Genomic DNA, 17,043 nt, shown 5'->3' with positions numbered 1-17,043 from the left:
GCACTGGGGGGAGCGTCGAGGAGAGGGGTGGGCCATGGGCTGGTTCAGTAGGCGGGCACGGGGTGCCGAGGCGACCCCGACGAAGCTGGACCGGGAGGCGACCCGCGACGACCTCGCCGCGCTGGAGGCGTTCGTCACCAGCCGGCGGGGGGTGGAGTTCTACCTGGAGCCGGAGACCACCGCCACCGACACGACAGTGGTGGCGATCGCCCACGACGGGGAGTGGATCCGTCGCCGCACCGGCACGCCACGGGCGGCGGGCGCCATCGCCCGCAAGCACGCGGTGCCGCTGTACGAGGCGGGGCGTACCGGCTACCCCGAGCGGATGCGGGTGTGGAGCCGGGCCCACCCGGAGCGCCACGCCCGCTGAGACTCCTTTGCCCAGAAGCCCAGCACCGCCGGGCCAGCGCGGCGGGGCCAGAGTGCCCTGCCCATCCTTTGCTCTGCTTACCGATGCGCGGCAGTAACGCTCAATTTCTGTTGCGTATCGGTAAGCAGAGCAAAGGATGTCGGACATTGATCCGGGGTATCGAGGTCGGATGATCCGCTGTCGCGGCGACGGCTGAAGATCGGTGACGCACACCCGCTCGGCCGGTCGGAGCGGCGTTGACCCGCAGCGCAGGGGTGTGGCAGCATTCGCAGCCTGACGGCAGTGAAGGAAGTCGGTGCGAATCCGACGCGGTCCCGCCACTGTCACCGGGGAGCGATCCCCCCTCGTGAGTCACGGCCGTGTGTCTGCGGTTGGAAGGCCGGGGGAGAGCGTCGATCCGGAAGCCAGGATACTTCGGCCGTCGGATGTACCCCAGGGCGTGGACACCCGAGGAGGACCCGATGACGCAGGGCGTCTCTGTCACCGACGAACACCGTCGTGACCCGAGCGGCGACCGATTCGCCGCACCCGTAGCCGCGCACCCTCCCGCCGTTCGTCGCTGAGTTCCGTACCGCGTCGCCCGTCGTCGCCGGCCCCGCGCCGGTGAGCCGGCCGGATCGCGGTACCCGCCGAACGCTGCGCCCATCCCACGTCGACAGCCGCCTCCGCGAGCCTGTGGACGTTACTGTCCGGAGCCTGCCGTGCGCACTCTGCTACTCTCCACAGCCGACACCGATCTGCTGGCCGCCCGCGCCAGCGACGCCGACTACCGCCTCGCCAACCCCGCACGGGTCGCGGCCGACGAGGTGCCCGCCCTGCTCGACGGGGTCGACCTGGCCGTCGTACGCCTGCTCGGAGGCCGACAGGCGTGGTCCGACGGGCTCGCCGCGGTGCTCGCCAGCGGACTGCCCACTGTCGTGCTCGGCGGTGAGGCGACGCCCGACGCGGGGCTGATGGCCCTGTCCACGGTGCCGTCCGGGGTGGCCACCCAGGCCCTGGCGTATCTCGTCGAGGGCGGGCCGGACAACCTGGCGCAGCTCGCCCGGTTCCTCGGCGACACGGTCCTGTTCACAGGCGAGGGCTTCGCCCCGCCGGCACGCACACCGGCGTACGGCGTGCACGGCGCGCACCTGGCCGACCCGTACCTGCCGACAGTGGGGATCGTCTTCTACCGGGCACACGCCCTGGCCGGCAACACCGGATTCGTCGACGTGCTCGCCGACGCGGTACGCGACGCCGGCGGGAATCCGCTGCCGATCTACTGCGGCTCGCTGCGCGGGCTGAGCGCCGGCACCGAACCGCTCGGGCTGTTCACCCGCTGCGACGCACTGCTGGTCACCGTCCTCGCCGCGGGTGGCGCGGTCGCCGCCGACGCCTCCGGCGGCGGGGCCGAGGACGCCTGGGACGTGGGAGCCCTCGCCGCCCTGGACGTGCCGGTCATCCAGGCGCTCTGCCTCACCAGCACCCGTGAGCAGTGGGCCGGCAGCGACGCCGGACTGTCCCCGTTGGACGCCGCGATGCAGGTGGCCATCCCCGAGTTCGACGGCCGGATCGTCACCGTGCCGTTCTCGTTCAAGCAGATCGACGCCGATGGCCTCTCCGTCTACGCCGCCGATCCCGAACGGGCCGCCCGGGTCGCCGGGATCGCGGTGCGCCAGGCCCGCCTGCGGTACGTGCCCAACGGCGACAAGCGGATCGCCGTTGTGCTCAGCTCGTACCCCACCAAGCACTCCCGGGTCGGCAACGCCGTCGGGCTGGACACCCCCGTCTCGGCGGTCCGGCTGCTCGGCGCGCTCGCCGAGGCCGGCTACCACCTGGGCGACGCGCCAATGCCCGACGACGGCGACGCGCTGATCCACGCGCTGATCGCCGCGGGCGGGCACGACGTGGAGTGGCTCACCCCCGAACAGTTGGCCGCCGCCGAGGCCCGGATACCAGGGCGGACGTACCTGCGGTGGTTCGAGGCGGTGCCGGCCGAGCTGCGCGATCGGATGCGGGAGCACTGGGGGGAGCCGCCCGGCGAGCTGTACACCGACGGCGGCGACATCGTGCTCGCCGGACTGCGCTTCGGCAACGTGGTGCTGCTCATCCAACCGCCGCGCGGCTTCGGGGAGAACCCGATCGCCATCTACCACGACCCGGACCTGCCGCCGAGTCACCACTACCTGGCCGCGTACCGCTGGCTGGCCGCGCCGGTCGCGGACGGCGGCTTCGGCGCGGACGCCGTGGTGCACCTGGGCAAACACGGCACCCTCGAATGGCTGCCCGGCAAGGGCCTCGGCCTGGCCGCCGACTGCGCACCCGACGCGGTCCTCGGCGACCTGCCGCTGGTCTACCCGTTCATCGTCAACGACCCCGGCGAGGGCACCCAGGCCAAGCGCCGGGCGCACGCGGTGGTCGTCGACCACCTGGTGCCGCCCATGGCCCGCGCCGAGACGTACGGCGACCTGACCAAGCTGGAGCAGCTGCTCGACGAGTACGCGACAGTGCAGGCACTCGACCCGGCGAAGGTGCCCACCGTGCGGGCGCAGATCTGGGACCTCGTACGCGCCGCCGAACTGCACCACGACCTGCACGCCGAGGCGATGCCCGACGCGGACGACTTCGACGAGTTCGTGCTGCACCTCGACGGGTACCTCTGCGAGGTCAAGGACGTGCAGATCCGCGACGGACTGCACATCCTGGCCGACGCGCCCACCGGTGGGCCCCGGGTCAACCTGGTCCTCGCGGTGCTGCGCGCCCCGCAGATCTGGGGCGGCGCCCACGCCCTGCCCGGTCTGCGGCAGGCACTCGCCGCCGCCTACGGCCTCGACGAGCAGGAACTGCTCGCGGCACCGGGAGAACGACTGGCCGTGCCCACGGCGCTTACCGACGCGGTGGACGGGCCGGCCGGCACCGCCGCCGACGCCGTCGACCTGATCGAGGCCCTCGCCCGGCGGCTGGTCGTCGGCATGGAGACCCTGCACTGGGACGTGGACGCCGCCGACGCCGTGGTCGTCGAGGTGACCGGCCAACCGATCCCGGACGCCGTCGCGGTGCTGCGCTTCGCCGCCACCGAACTGGTGCCCCGACTCGCGCGGACCACCGACGAGCTGACGAACACCCTCGGCGCGCTCGACGGCCGGTTCGTGCCGCCCGGACCCTCCGGCTCACCCACCCGGGGCCTGGTCAACGTGCTGCCCACCGGCCGCAACTTCTACTCCGTGGACCCGAAGGCCATCCCCAGCCGCAACGCCTGGGACGTCGGCGTGGCCCTGGCCGACTCGCTGCTCGCCCGGCACCTCGCCGACACCGGGGCGTACCCCCGCTCGGTGGGGTTGACCGTGTGGGGCACCAGCGCGATGCGCACCCAGGGCGACGACATCGCCGAGGTGCTCGCGCTGCTGGGCTGCCGACCGGTCTGGGACGAGCGGTCCCGGCGGGTCACCGGCGTCGAGGTGGTGCCGACCGCCGAGCTGGGCCGACCCCGCGTCGACGTGACAGTGCGCATCTCCGGGTTCTTCCGCGACGCGTTCCCGCACGTCGTGGCCCTGCTCGACGACGCCGTCCGACGGGTCGCCGTCCTCGACGAGCCGGACGCGGACAACTACCTGCGCGCCCACGTCAACGCCGACCTCGCCGAACACGGCGACGAGCGGCGGGCCACCGCCCGGATCTTCGGCTCCAAACCCGGCGCGTACGGCGCCGGTCTGCTGCCCCTGATCGACGCCCGGACCTGGCGTGACGACGCCGACCTGGCCGAGGTGTACGCGGTCTGGGGCGGCTACGCGTACGGCCGGGGCCTGGACGGGCGGGAGGCACGCGCCGACATGGAACGCTCGTTCGCCCGGATCGCGGTGGCCGTGAAGAACCAGGACACCCGCGAGCACGACATCGTCGACTCCGACGACTACTTCCAGTACCACGGCGGGATGGTGGCGATGGTCCGCCACCTCACCGGCACCGCCCCGCAGGCGTACGTGGGTGACTCGGCGATGCCGCACGACGTACGGACCCGCACGTTGGGTGAGGAGACCCGGCGGGTGTTCCGGGCCCGGGTGGTCAACCCGAAGTGGATCGCCGCGATGCGCCGGCACGGCTACAAGGGCGCGTTCGAGCTGGCCGCCACAGTGGACTACCTGTTCGGCTACGACGCCACAGCCGGCGTCGTCGACGACTGGATGTACGAGCACCTGGCCGCCGCGTACCTGTTCGACGAGACGACCCGGGAGTTCCTGGAGCGGTCCAACCCGTGGGCGCTGCGCGGCATCACCGAGCGGCTGCTGGAGGCCGCGGACCGGGGGCTGTGGGCCGAACCCGACCCGTCCACCCTGGACCGGCTCCGCGATACGTACCTGGCCAGCGAGGGTGACCTGGAGGACCGGACATGAGCGCCGTCACTTACCCGTTCAGTGCCGTGCTCGGCATGGCCGACATGCGGTTGGCGCTGCTGCTCAACGCGGTCTCCCCGGCGATCGGTGGGGTCCTCGTGCGTGGCGAGAAGGGCACCGCCAAGTCGACGGCCGTACGCGCCCTCGCCGCGCTGCTGCCCCCGGTCCGCCGGGTCGCCGGCTGCCGGTTCGGTTGTGACCCGGCCGAGCCCGACCCGGCCTGTCCGGACGGCCCGCACCCGGTCGACGTGGCCGCCGAGACCCGTCCAGCCCGGCTCGTCGAGCTGCCGGTCGGTGCCGCCGAGGACCGGGTGGTCGGGTCGCTGGACCTGGAGAGGGCCATCGGCGAGGGGGTACGCGCCTTCGAGCCGGGTCTGCTCGCCGCCGCCCACCGGGGCGTGCTCTACGTCGACGAGGTCAACCTGCTGCACGACCACCTCGTCGACCTGCTGCTGGACGCGGCGGCGATGGGCCGCAGCCACGTCGAACGCGAGGGCGTCTCGGTCAGCCACGCGGCCCGGTTCCTGCTGGTGGGCACCATGAACCCGGAGGAGGGGGAGTTGCGCCCGCAGCTGCTCGACCGGTTCGGGCTCACCGTCGAGGTGGGGGCGAGCCGGGACCCGGCGGTGCGGGTCGAGGTGGTCCGCCGCAGGCTCGCGGCCGACGCCGACCCGGCCGGGTTCGCCGCCAGCTGGGCCGACGCCGACGCCGACGTGGCCCGGCAGGTGGCCGCCGCCCGCCGCCGGCTCCCCGGGGTACGACTGCCGGACGCCGCGCTGCGGCAGATCGCCGAGGTGTGCGCGGCGTTCGACGTGGACGGGATGCGCGCCGACATCGTCACGGCCCGCACGGCCCTGGCGCACGCCGCCTGGCTCGGCCGGGACCGGGTCACCATCGACGACGTACGGGTGGCCGCCCGGCTGGCGCTGCCGCACCGCCGCCGCCGCGACCCGTTCGACACGCCGGGGCTTGACGAGGAGCGCCTCGACGAGGCGTTGCGGCAGGCCCAGGACGCCCACCCCGACGACGACCCGGACGACGCCGGCCCCACCGACAGCGGCCCGGACGGCGGCGGTCCACGAGGAGGCGGCGGCCCGGGCGGCGACAGCGAGGGACGCGACCCCGACGGGAGCGGCCCGGGCGGTGACCGGGACCGGACCGATCCCGGGCGGGGCAGGGCCGGGCAGTCGGCAGTCGGCGACACGGGTCCTCAGGGACGAGACGATCGGGACGGTGGGTGGCCGCAGGACGGCAGTGACGACGGGGGCGGCTCCGATCGGGACGGGGGCCGGCGCGGCGCCGGAGGCGATGACATGGCCGGCGGGTCGGTCGACGGCGACCCGAGCCGTGCCGGGGCGTACGCCCCGGCGGGCGCTCAGCCGGTGGCCGTACCCCGTGGTGGGTTGCGGGCGCGGCTGCTCACCGCGCCCGGCGTGGGTGACGGGGTGCCCGGCCGGCGGTCACGGGCCCGCACCGGGAGGGGCCGCACCACCGGCGCGCGGGTGCCGGCGGGTCGGGTCGGGGCGCTGCACCTCGCGGCGACGGTCCGGGCGGCCGCCCCGCACCAGGCCGCCCGGGGGCGGCTCGCCGGGCCGCTGCGGTTGCGCGGCGACGACGTCCGCGAGGCGGTGCGCGAGGGTCGCGAGGGCAACCTGGTGCTGTTCGTGGTGGACGCCAGCGGTTCGATGGGCGCCCGTCAACGGATGGCGACAGTGAAGGACGCGGTGCTGGCCCTGCTCACCGACGCCTACCAGCGGCGGGACAAGGTCGCAGTGGTCGCCTTCCGGGGCGCCGACGCGCGGACGCTGCTGCCGGCCACCTCGTCGGTGCTGGCCGCGTCGACCCGGCTGGCGGAGCTGCCCACGGGTGGGCGGACGCCGCTGGCCGAGGGCCTGCTCGCCGCCGCGGACCTGCTGCGGACGGAGCGCCTGCGCGACCCGAAGCGTCGCCCGCTGGTGCTGATCGTCACCGACGGCCGGGCCACAGCCGGCACCCGCCCGCTTGACCGCGCGGCGGCGGCGGCACAGGTCCTGGCGGCGACGCGCGCCCCCTGCGTGGTCGTCGACTGCGAGACCGGCCCGGTCCGGCTCGATTTGGCCGCCCGCCTCGCCACCCAGCTCGACGCCCCCCTGCACCCCCTGGCCTCCCTCACCCATCCCCACCCCCGCGATCGTGCGATCCCGGTGGCGACATGACAGGACGACGTGCGCGGATGACCGACAGAAACCGCAAGATCGCGGAGAACGGGAGCGTGTTGGTGGGCGTGGTCACGACGGGGGAACGCTGATGCCGCAGGGACAGCCGAGTCAGGTGCCCGCTGACGGGTTGACCACCCGGCAGCGGCGGCACCGGCCACTGCTGATCGTCCACACCGGACAGATGAAGGGCAAGTCGACGGCAGCCTTCGGGTTGGCCCTGCGGGCGTGGACGGCCGGGCTGCCGGTCGGGGTGTTCCAGTTCGTCAAGAGCGCCAAGTGGCGGGTGGGGGAGGAGAACGCCTTCCGCGCGCTCGGCGAGGTGCACGAACGTACCGGCCAGGGCGCCCCGGTCACCTGGCACAAGATGGGTGAGGGCTGGTCCTGGATCCAGCGCGGCGGCGACGCCGACCACGCCGCCGACGCCCTGGAGGGCTGGCGGCAGATCCAGCGCGACCTGGCCGCCGAGCGGTACGGGCTGTACGTGCTCGACGAGTTCACCTACCCGATGAAATGGGGCTGGGTGGACGTCGACGAGGTGGTCGCCACCCTGACCGACCGGCCCGGCTTCCAACACGTCGTGATCACCGGCCGGGACGCCGACCCGCGCCTGGTCGCCGCCGCCGACCTGGTCGCCGAGCTGACCAAGGTCAAGCACCCGATGGACGCCGGTCAGAAGGGCCAGAAGGGCATCGAATGGTGAGCGCCGAGCCGTGGCCGCTGCCCCGGGTGGTGGTCGCCGCGCCGGCCAGCGGCCACGGCAAGACGACTGTCGCCACCGGGCTGCTCGCCGCGCTGCGCCGACGCGGCCTGACGGTCAGCCCGCACAAGGTCGGCCCGGACTACATCGACCCGGGCTACCACGCCCTCGCCGCCGGCCGCCCCGGACGCAACCTCGACCCGTTCCTGGTCGGCGCGCAGCGCATCGCGCCGCTGCTGTGGCACGGCGCGAGCGTCCCCACACCCGCCGACGTCGCCGTGGTGGAGGGCGTCATGGGCCTGCACGACGGCGCGGTCGGCCGCCGCGACTTCGCCTCCACCGCGCACGTCGCCCGGCTCATCGACGCGCCGGTGCTGCTCGTCCTCGACACCACCGCGCAGGGCCGCTCGGCCGCCGCGCTGACCCTCGGCATGGCCGCCTTCGACCCGGCGGTGCGGATCGGCGGGGTCATCCTCAACCGGGTCGGCTCGCCCCGGCACGAGACGCTGCTGCGCGACGCCCTCGCCGAGGTGGGCGTACCGGTGCTCGGGGCGGTCACCCGCGCCGCCGAGGTCGCCGCCCCGGCCCGGCACCTCGGGCTGGTCCCGGTCGCCGAGCGGGCGCCCGAGTCCCTGGCGATCGTCACCGCCCTGGCCGAACTCGTCGAGGCCACAGTAGACCTCGACGCGGTGCTCGACCTGGCCCGCAGCGCCGCACCGCTGACCGCCCCGGCCTGGGATCCGGTGGCCGCCGTCGGCGGGCCGGGCGGCGTCGAGCGCCCACGGGTCGCGCTCGCCGGTGGTCCGGCCTTCACCTTCTCGTACGCGGAGACCGCCGAACTGCTCACCGCCGCCGGTGCGGACGTGGTCACCGTCGACCCGCTGCGTGACCCGGCGCTGCCCACCGGCACCCGCGCGGTGCTGATCGGCGGCGGGTTCCCCGAGGCGTACGCCCAGGCGCTGGCCGGCAACGCGACGCTCCGCGCCGAGCTGGCCGACTTCGACGGGCCGATCGTCGCCGAGTGCGCCGGGCTGCTCTACCTCGGGCGGTCCCTGGACGGCGTACCGATGTGCGGCAGGTTGGACCTGACCGCCCGGATGACAGGCCGCCTCACCCTCGGCTACCGCGAGGCCGTGGCAGTGGCCGACTCCCCGGTGGCCCGCGCCGGTCAGCCGGTACGCGGCCACGAGTTCCACCGCACCACCACCGACCCCCGGTACGGCGAGACGCCGGCGTGGCGGTGGGACGGCACCGGACACGGCTTCGTCACCGGTCGGGTCCACGCGTCCTACCTGCACACCCACTGGGCCGGGCACCCCGACGCGGCCCGCCGACTGGTCGAGGCGTGCCGATGAACGCCACGCTGACCGGGGTCGGGGTCGGGCCGGGAGACCCCGAACTGCTCACCGTCAGGGCGGTGCGGATCCTGCGCGAGGCCGACGCGGTGTTCGTACCCGTGGTGGCTGACCGACCGGACACCGGGCGGGCCGAGGCGACAGTGCGGGAGTACGTGGCGGCGGACCGGCTGCGCCGGCTGCCGTTCGCCCTGGACGACAGGGGTGGGGTGACCGCCCGACGGACGGCCGCCTGGGACGCCGCCGCCCGCGCGGTGGTCGAGACGATCGACGGCGGCGGGCAGTCGGTGGCCTTCGCCACCATCGGCGACCCGAACGTCTACTCCACCTTCGGCTACCTGGCGCAGAGCGTCCGGGCGGTACGCCCGACGGTGCGGGTGGCGACCGTGCCGGGAGTGACCGCGATGCAGGAGCTGGCATCGCGCAGCGGCGTCCCGCTCTGCGAGGGACGCGAACCGCTCACCCTGCTGCCGGCCACCGCCGGCCTGGCGCTGTTCGCCGACGCCCTCGCCGGGCCGGGCACCGTGGTCACCTACAAGGGCTGGCGGCGTCACCCGGAACTGCTCGCCGAGCTACGCCGGCAGGGCCGCCTCGACGACGCGGTGCTCGGCCGCGGCCTCGGCCTACCCGGCGAACACGTCGGACCTGTCGACGACACCGACCACGACCTGCCGTACCTGTCGACGCTGCTGGTCCCCGCCCGCCGCGAGCACCGAGGAGGAAAGCTGTGACCAGCGACGGCACTGTGTGGTTCGTCGGGGCCGGCCCCGGCGCGGCGGACCTGCTGACCCTGCGGGCGGCCCGGGTGATCGCCGAGGCCGACATCGTGATCTGGGCGGCCAGCCTGGTGCACGCCGACGTCCTGGCCCACGCCCGCCCCGACGCGGAGATCGTCGACTCGTCGCAGCTGCCCATCGAGGGGGTGCTGCCGCTCTACCGGCGGGCCGCCGAGCAGGGGCTGACGGTGGCGCGGATCCACTCCGGCGACCCGGCCCTCTGGGGCGCGGTGCAGGAGCAACTGGACCTGTGCCGGGCACTCGGCCTGGCCGTCGAGATCGTGCCCGGGGTGTCGTCGTTCACCGCCGTCGCGGCGATCGTCGGTCGGGAGCTGACAGTCCCCGAGGTCGCCCAGTCGGTGATCCTCACCCGCCTCGAAGGTGGCAGGACCCCCATGCCGCCCGGTGAGCGGGTCCGCGACTTCGCCCGGCACGGCACCACGATGGCGCTGTTCCTCTCCGCCGCCCGGTCCGGTCAGGTGCAGGCCGAGCTGCTGGCCGGCGGCTACCCGGCGACGACCCCGGCCGTGGTGGCGTACCAGGCGACCTGGCCGGACGAGCTGGTGGTGCGCTGCACTGTCGGCACCCTGGAGGCGACTGTGAAACAGCACAGGCTGTGGAAGCACACACTCTTCCTGGTCGGGCCGGCCCTGGCCGCCGAGGGCACCCGCTCGCACCTGTACCACCCCGGGCACTTCCACACCTTCCGCCGGGCCGAGCCGGCCGCCCGCGCCGAGCTGCGCCGACAGGCCGGCTCCCGCGCCGGAGGAACAGGCACACAGTGACGTACGCCGAGCCGCCGCTGCGCGAGCCGGACCTGCCGCGTACCGCGAAGGTCCGGCCCACCGCGCTGCGCACCGGCTGGACCACGGGCGCCTGCGCGACGGCGGCGGCGAAGGCCGCGGTCACCGCGCTGGTCACCGGCGAGGTGCAGCCGGAGGTGGAGATCGGGCTGCCCGCCGGGCGGCGGGTGCGCTTCCCTGTCGAACGCTGCGAGGTGACCGGCACCCCACCGGTGCGCGCCGAGGCGGTGGTCGTCAAGGACGCCGGCGACGACCCGGACGTCACCCACGGTGCCGAGCTGACCGCCACCGTGGACTGGACCGACGTGCCCGGACTGCGCCTCGCCGGCGGCGCCGGCGTCGGCACCGTCACCAAGCCCGGTCTCGGGCTCACCGTCGGCGGTCCGGCGATCAACGACACCCCTCGCCTGATGATCGGCGAGGCGGTCGCCGAGGTGGTCGACCTGGGCGAGGTCGGCGTCCGCGTGGTGATCAGCGTGCCCCGGGGCGAGATCATGGCCCGCAAGACGACAAACCGGCGGCTCGGCATCGTGGGCGGCATCTCGATCCTCGGCACGACGGGGATCGTGCGGCCCTTCTCCACCGCCTCCTGGCGGGCCAGCGTGGTGCAGGCGGTGCACGTGATGGCCGCCCAGGGCGAGCGGACAGTGGTGCTGTGCACCGGCGGGCGTACCGAGCGGGCCGCCCGCGCGCTGCTGCCGGACCTGCCCGAGGTGTGCTTCGTCGAGGTCGGCGACTTCACCGGAGCGGCGGTGACCGCCGCCGTGGGTGACGACATGACCGCTGTGGTCTTCGTCGGCATGGCCGGCAAACTGGCCAAACTCGCGGCGGGAATCCTGATGACCCACTACACGCGCTCCACAGTGGACCTCTCCCTGCTCGGCGCGGTGACCGCCGAGGCCGGCGGTGACCCGGCGCTGGTCGCGGCCGTGACCGAGGCGAACACCGGGCGGCACGCGTACGAGCTGTGGGAGGCCGCCGGACTGCTCGCTCCGGCGGGGGATCTGCTCTGCCACCGGGTCCGTCAGGTGCTGCGGCGCTTCGCCGGGCCGACGGTCACCGTCGACGTGGCGATGGTCGACTTCACCGGCTCGCAGGTGGTGGCCTCGTCCGGCCGGCGGCCCCGATGACCCCGGCGACAGGCGTCACGGTGGTCGGTCTGGACGCCGCCGGCGCCCCGCCGCACCCCGCGCTCGCGCCGGTGCTGGCCGCCGCCGGGCTGGTCGTCGGGGCCGCCCGGCACCTGGCCTCGGTGCCCGTACCGGCCGGCGCCGACACCGTCGCCCTCGGGCCGCTCGCCCCCGCCGTGCGGCGGTTGACCGGGGCTGTCGCCGCAGGCGTGCCGGCCGTCGTGCTGGCCAGCGGGGATCCCGGCCTGTTCGGCATCGTCAGGCGGCTGCGGGTGGCCGGGCTGCCGCTGCGGGTGGTGCCCGCGGTGTCCAGTGTGGCCGCCGCGTTCGCCCGCGCCGGGCTGCCCTGGGACGGCGCCGTCGTGGTCACCGCGCACGGGCGTGACCCCCGGGCCGCGGTCAACGCCTGCCGGGCGCTGCCGCTTGTCGCCGTACTCACCGCGCCCGGCGCCGGTGCGGCCGAGCTGGGCGCCGGCCTGCTCGGCTGGTCCCGCCGCCTGCTCGTCGCCGAGCACCTGGGCACCGACGCCGAACGGGTCCGCGAGGTGACGCCCGAGCAGGCGGCTGCCGAGACCTGGTCCGACCCGCACGTGCTGCTCAGCATCGCCGACGCGGCCGACGCCGGCGCCATGCGGTCGGACAACCAGCCCGCCGCCGCCCCCGCCCACGGGTGGGCGCTGCCGGAGACCAGGTACGCCCACCGCGCCTCGATGATCACCAAGTCGGAGGTGCGCGCCCTCGTCGTCGCCCGGTTGCGTCCCCGCCTCGGCCGGCTGATCTGGGACGTCGGCGCGGGCAGCGGCTCGGTGGGCATCGAGTGCGCGTCGCTGGGCGCGGCAGTGCTCGCCGTCGAACGGGACGCCGACTCCGCAGCGACGATCCGGGCGAACGCCGCCGCGCACGCCGTCGACGTCCGGCTGGTCGTCGGGCGGGCGCCGGAGGCGCTGGCCGGGTTGCCCGAGCCGGACGCGGTCTTCGTCGGCGGTGGCGGGGCCGACGTCCTCGCCGCCGTGGCATCCCGCCGACCGGACCGGGTGGTGGCCACCCTGGCCGCCCTGGACCGGGTCGGGCCGGCCGTGGGCCTGCTGCGCGCCGCCGGCTACACGGTCGACGGCTGCCAGCTCTCCGCCGCCCGCCTCGCCGACCTGCCCGGCGGGTCCATCCGCCTCGCGGCCACCAACCCGGTGGTCGTCCTCACCGGGGAGCGCCAGTGACCGACCAGAACCCGCCGGCCCGCATCGGCCTGGTGGCGGCCACCGCCGCCGGCCGGCGGCACGCCGACACCGTCACCGCCGCCTGGCCGCACGCCCGCCTCATCGAGGGGGAGACCGTCGCCGACGCGCTGCGCGGCGCCTGGGCGGAGTGCGACGCCGTGATCGCGTTCCTGGCCACCGGCGCGGTGGTACGGATCCTCGCGCCGCTGCTCGACGACAAGCGCACCGACCCGGCGGTGGTGGTCGTCGACGAGGCGGCCCGGCACGCGGTGGCCCTGCTCGGCGGGCACGCCGGCGGCGGCAACGCTCTCGCCGAGGCCGTGGGCGCCCTGCTGGACGCCCGCCCGGTGATCACCACGGCCACCGACGCGGTCGACCTGCCGGGACTGGACACCCTCGGCTGGCCGGTGCGGGGCGCCGTCGCCGCGGTGTCCCGGGCCATCCTGGACGGTGAGCCGGTCCGGCTGGTCGCCGACGCCGACTGGCCGCTGCCCGCCCTGCCCCCGAACGTGCGCGTCACCGACGAGGACACGCCTGACGACGGGTACCGGCTGCTGGTCACCGACCGGGTGGTGCCGCTCGACGGGCGGACCGCCGTGCTGCGGCCCCCGTCGCTTGTCGCCGGGGTGGGCGCGAGTCGGGGCGTACCGGCCGCCGAGGTGGCCGAGCTGCTGCACCGGGTGCTGGCCGAGGCAGGCCTCGACCCGGCGAGCCTGGGCAGCCTGGCCAGCGCCGACGTCAAGGCCGACGAGGCGGGCATCCGCGACACCGCCGACGCGCTCGGCGTACCCCTGGTGACCTGGCCGGCGACGCGGCTCGCGGCGGTCGACGTGCCACACCCCAGCGAGGTGGTCCGCGCCGCGGTCGGCACGCCGAGCGTCGCGGAGGCCGCCGCGCTGCTCGGCCCGCACGGCCGGGCCGACGACGCCACGCTGCTGGTCGGCAAGACCGCGTCGGCGATGGCCACCGTGGCGGTGGCGCGGCACGCGCCGCGCGGCCGGCTCGCCGTGGTGGGGCTCGGGCCGGGCGCCGCCGACCTGCGCACCCCGCGCGCGGTCGCCGAGCTGCGCCGCGCCGCGGTGGTGGTCGGCCTGGACCAGTACCTCGACCAGGTCCGCGACGTGCTGCGCCCGGGCACCCGGGTGCTGTCCAGCGGGCTGGGCGCGGAGGAGGAGCGGGCACGCGCCGCCGTCGCCGAGGCCGCCGCCGGCCGCGCGGTCGCGCTGATCGGATCGGGCGACGCCGGGGTGTACGCGATGGCCAGCCCCGCAATGGAGTACGCCGACGAGCGCATCGACGTGGTGGGCGTGCCCGGGGTGACGGCAGCCCTCGCCGCCGGCGCGCTACTCGGCGCTCCCCTCGGCCACGACCACGCCTACGTGAGCCTGTCCGACCTGCACACCCCGTGGGAGGTCATCGAGCGGCGGGTGACGGCGGCTGCCGAGGGAGACTTCGTGACGCTGTTCTACAACCCGCGCAGCCGGGCGCGCGACTGGCAGCTCGGCAAGGCGCTCGGCATCCTCGCCGCGCACCGGCCACCGGACACCCCTGTCGGCGTGGTGCGCAACGCCAGCCGCCCCGGCGAGCGGGTACATCTGGCCACCCTGGCGACCCTCGCCACGGGGATCGTCGACATGTACAGCGTCGTGGTGGTCGGCAGCAGCGACACGAGAGTGGTCGCCGGCCGGATGGTCACGCCCCGGGGGTACCGGTGGCGCTCGTGACGATCGGCGCGTGCCAGGGCTGCGGCGCCTGCCTGCTCACCTGCCCCACGCACGCGATCCGGCCGGTCCCCGGCGGCCTGGCGGTCCGCGCCGACCGCTGCACCGGCTGCCTGGAGTGCCTGGAGATCTGCCCGGTCGACGCGATACGCGTGCTCGACCCCGACAGGCGTGGAGGAACCCGATGAGCCGGGTGGCGCACCCGATCGAGGTGGAGTCGTACCGCATCCTGCGCGAGCGCGTCGACCTGTCGCACCTGCCGCCGCTGAGCCGCGCCGTGACCGAACGGGTGGTGCACGCCAGCGCCGACCTGGCGTACGTCGACGACCTCGTCTGCGACGAGACCGCCCTGGAGTCGGGCCTGGCCGCGCTGCGCGCCGGCGTACCAGTGGTCACGGACGTGGCGATGGTCGCCGCCGGCATCACCCGGGCCGGCCTGGAACTGGTCTGCCCGGTCGCCGAGCCGGCCGCCGCTGAACTGAGCCGCGCCGCGGGCATCACCCGCTCGGCCGCGGCCGTGCGGATCGCCCGGACCCGGGTCGGACCCGGCGCGGTCTGGGTGGTCGGCTGCGCGCCCACCGCGCTCGTCGAACTGCTCACAGTGGACGCCGCGCCGGCGCTGGTTGTCGGCCTGCCTGTCGGCTTCGTGGGCGCCGCCGAGTCGAAGGCGGCGCTGCGGGCCAGCGGCCTGCCCGCCGTGTCCAACGTGGGCGAGAAGGGTGGCTCGGCGGTCGCCGCCGCCGCCCTCAACGCCCTGCTCTACGTCGAGGAGAAGTCATGACCGGATTGGTGATCGTCGGGCACGGTACGCGCAGCGCGGCCGGGGTCGACCAGTTCGCCGCGCTCGTCGAGCGGGTCCGCCGCCGCGGCGAGGTCGGCGATGTCGAGGGCGGCTTCATCGAGCTGTCCCGCCCGCCGCTCACCGACGCGGTCGGCGCGCTCGTCGCACGCGGGCACCGGGCGCTTGTGGCGTTGCCGCTGGTGCTCACCGCCGCCGGGCACGGCAAGGGCGACATTCCCGCCGCGATGGCCCGTGAGCAGGAGCGTCATCCCGGGCTGACCTACCGCTACGGCCGTCCGCTCGGCCCCCACCCGCTGCTGCACGACGCCCTCGAACAGCGCATCGACGCGGCACTGGCCGGCGCCGACCGGGCCGGCACGTCTGTCGCGTTGATCGGGCGGGGGTCCACCGACCCGGACGCCAACGCCGAGGTGGCCAAGGTCGCCCGGCTGCTCTGGGAGGGACGCGGCTACGCGGGCGTCGAACCGGGATTCGTCTCCCTGGCCGAGCCGTCGGTGCCGGCCGTGCTGGAACGGCTGCGCCGCCTCGGCGCGCGGCGGATCGTCGTCGCCCCGTACTTCCTGTTCGCCGGGGTGCTGCCGGACCGGATCGTGGCCCAGTCGGCGGAGTTCGCCGCCGCCCACCCCGACCTCGACGTCCGTGTCGCCGAGGTGATCGGCGACTGCGACGCCCTCGCGGATCTGGTGCTCGAACGCCACGCCGAGGCGCTCGGTGGGGACATCCGGATGAACTGCGACACCTGCGCGTACCGGGTGTTGATGCCCGGCTTCGCCGACAAGGTGGGCCGCCCGCAGCAACCGCACGACCACCCCGACGACCCGGTCGGCCACCACCACCATCACCACGGGCACGACCACCACCGCCACGACCGGGGGTCGGTCGCCGTGGTGGGCGGCGGGCCGGGACCCGACGACCTCATCACGGTACGCGGACAGGCGCTGCTCGACGCGGCGGACGTGGTCGTCGTCGACCGCCTCGCCCCGCAGGGGCTGCTCGCCGCGCTGCGCCCCGACGTGCTCGTGGTCGACGCCGCGAAGGTGCCCCGGGGCCCGTCAATGTCCCAGGACGCGATAAACGCGGCCCTGGTGGCACACGCCCGCGCCGGCCGCCGGGTGGTCCGGCTCAAGGGCGGCGACCCGTACGTCTTCGGACGCGGCCACGAGGAGGTGCAGGCATGCGCGGCGGCCGGTGTGCCGGTGACCGTGGTCCCCGGGGTGAGCAGCGCCCTCGCCGCGCCGGCCCTGGCCGGCGTGCCGGTGACGCACAGGGGTGTGGCGCACGACGTCACGGTCGTGTCCGGGCATCTGCCGCCCGGGCACCCCGACTCGCTCGTCGACTGGGCGGCGCTGGCCCGCTCCCGGGGCACCGTCGTGCTGCTGATGGCAGTCGACACCATCGCCAAGATCGCGGCGGTGCTGGTCGAGCACGGACGCGCCCCGCAGACCCCGGTGCTCGCGGTGCAGGACGCGGGACACCCGGGCCAGCGGTCGGTGCCCGCCCGGCTGGACGAGATCGGCGCGGTCGCGGCCCGGGAGGACATCCGCCCGCCCGCCGTCTTCGTGCTCGGCCCGGTGGTCGCGCTCACGACCACCGGGCCGACGGGCTGA

General features: G+C 75.4%; 13 protein-coding genes and 1 riboswitch. All 13 genes read left to right on the top strand.

The features are described from left to right. The first annotated feature begins 34 nt into the window (after positions 1–34). The 13 genes from ACZ6N8_RS17165 to cobA all read left to right on the top strand — a co-directional run bounded on the left by ACZ6N8_RS17165 (position 35) and on the right by cobA (position 17,043). Entirely contained in the window at positions 35–370 is a 336-nt protein-coding gene (locus ACZ6N8_RS17165) for a hypothetical protein (protein WP_364364542.1), read from the top strand. A gap of 260 nt (positions 371–630) precedes the next feature. Further along, a riboswitch (cobalamin riboswitch) is annotated at positions 631–807 on the top strand. Positions 808–1,071: 264 nt separating this feature from the next. Then, positions 1,072–4,740 carry a cobaltochelatase subunit CobN gene (gene cobN, locus ACZ6N8_RS17160; RefSeq protein WP_466010957.1) on the top strand — a complete coding sequence of 1,223 codons (3,669 nt, stop codon included), beginning with the start codon at positions 1,072–1,074 and terminating at the stop codon, positions 4,738–4,740. Continuing rightward, the gene (locus tag ACZ6N8_RS17155; protein WP_466010955.1) at positions 4,737–6,935 is read left to right on the top strand and encodes a VWA domain-containing protein; all 2,199 of its coding nucleotides are present in this window, start codon (positions 4,737–4,739) and stop codon (positions 6,933–6,935) included. The genes cobN and ACZ6N8_RS17155 overlap by 4 nt, the downstream gene beginning before the upstream one ends. 91 nt (positions 6,936–7,026) lie before the next feature. Continuing rightward, positions 7,027–7,638 (top strand): cob(I)yrinic acid a,c-diamide adenosyltransferase, encoded by a 612-nt coding sequence (gene cobO / locus ACZ6N8_RS17150; RefSeq protein WP_466010954.1) that lies wholly within the window; start codon positions 7,027–7,029, stop codon positions 7,636–7,638. Next, positions 7,632–8,990 carry a cobyrinate a,c-diamide synthase gene (locus tag ACZ6N8_RS17145; RefSeq protein ID WP_466010952.1) on the top strand — a complete coding sequence of 453 codons (1,359 nt, stop codon included), beginning with the start codon at positions 7,632–7,634 and terminating at the stop codon, positions 8,988–8,990. Before cobO ends, ACZ6N8_RS17145 begins: the two co-directional genes overlap by 7 nt. Then, positions 8,987–9,721, top strand: coding sequence for a precorrin-2 C(20)-methyltransferase (gene cobI, locus ACZ6N8_RS17140; RefSeq protein WP_466010950.1), 735 nt, complete (start codon positions 8,987–8,989; stop codon positions 9,719–9,721). Before ACZ6N8_RS17145 ends, cobI begins: the two co-directional genes overlap by 4 nt. Then, complete coding sequence (gene cobM / locus ACZ6N8_RS17135; RefSeq protein WP_466010948.1) at positions 9,718–10,551, top strand: precorrin-4 C(11)-methyltransferase; 834 nt, start codon at positions 9,718–9,720, stop codon at positions 10,549–10,551. The genes cobI and cobM overlap by 4 nt, the downstream gene beginning before the upstream one ends. Then, positions 10,548–11,699, top strand: a complete 1,152-nt coding sequence (locus ACZ6N8_RS17130; RefSeq protein WP_466010947.1) for a cobalt-precorrin-5B (C(1))-methyltransferase — start codon at positions 10,548–10,550, stop codon at positions 11,697–11,699. Before cobM ends, ACZ6N8_RS17130 begins: the two co-directional genes overlap by 4 nt. Continuing rightward, on the top strand, positions 11,696–12,913 hold the full coding sequence (gene cbiE, locus ACZ6N8_RS17125; RefSeq protein WP_466010945.1) for a precorrin-6y C5,15-methyltransferase (decarboxylating) subunit CbiE: 1,218 nt from the start codon (positions 11,696–11,698) through the stop codon (positions 12,911–12,913). Before ACZ6N8_RS17130 ends, cbiE begins: the two co-directional genes overlap by 4 nt. Next, complete coding sequence (cobJ, locus tag ACZ6N8_RS17120; protein WP_466010944.1) at positions 12,910–14,637, top strand: precorrin-3B C(17)-methyltransferase; 1,728 nt, start codon at positions 12,910–12,912, stop codon at positions 14,635–14,637. The genes cbiE and cobJ overlap by 4 nt, the downstream gene beginning before the upstream one ends. Further along, positions 14,625–14,822: a DUF362 domain-containing protein gene (locus tag ACZ6N8_RS17115; RefSeq protein WP_466010942.1), complete on the top strand. Its 198-nt coding sequence runs from the start codon at positions 14,625–14,627 to the stop codon at positions 14,820–14,822. The genes cobJ and ACZ6N8_RS17115 overlap by 13 nt, the downstream gene beginning before the upstream one ends. Then, entirely contained in the window at positions 14,819–15,415 is a 597-nt protein-coding gene (locus ACZ6N8_RS17110) for a precorrin-8X methylmutase (protein WP_466010941.1), read from the top strand. The genes ACZ6N8_RS17115 and ACZ6N8_RS17110 overlap by 4 nt, the downstream gene beginning before the upstream one ends. Continuing rightward, the gene (gene cobA, locus ACZ6N8_RS17105) at positions 15,412–17,043 is read left to right on the top strand and encodes a uroporphyrinogen-III C-methyltransferase (protein ID WP_466010939.1); all 1,632 of its coding nucleotides are present in this window, start codon (positions 15,412–15,414) and stop codon (positions 17,041–17,043) included. Before ACZ6N8_RS17110 ends, cobA begins: the two co-directional genes overlap by 4 nt.

The sequence above is a fragment of the Micromonospora sp. NPDC047521 genome (genome assembly GCF_055587305.1).
The sequence above is the reverse complement of the archived record's forward strand: the minus strand, read 5'-3'. Positions and strand labels throughout refer to the sequence as shown.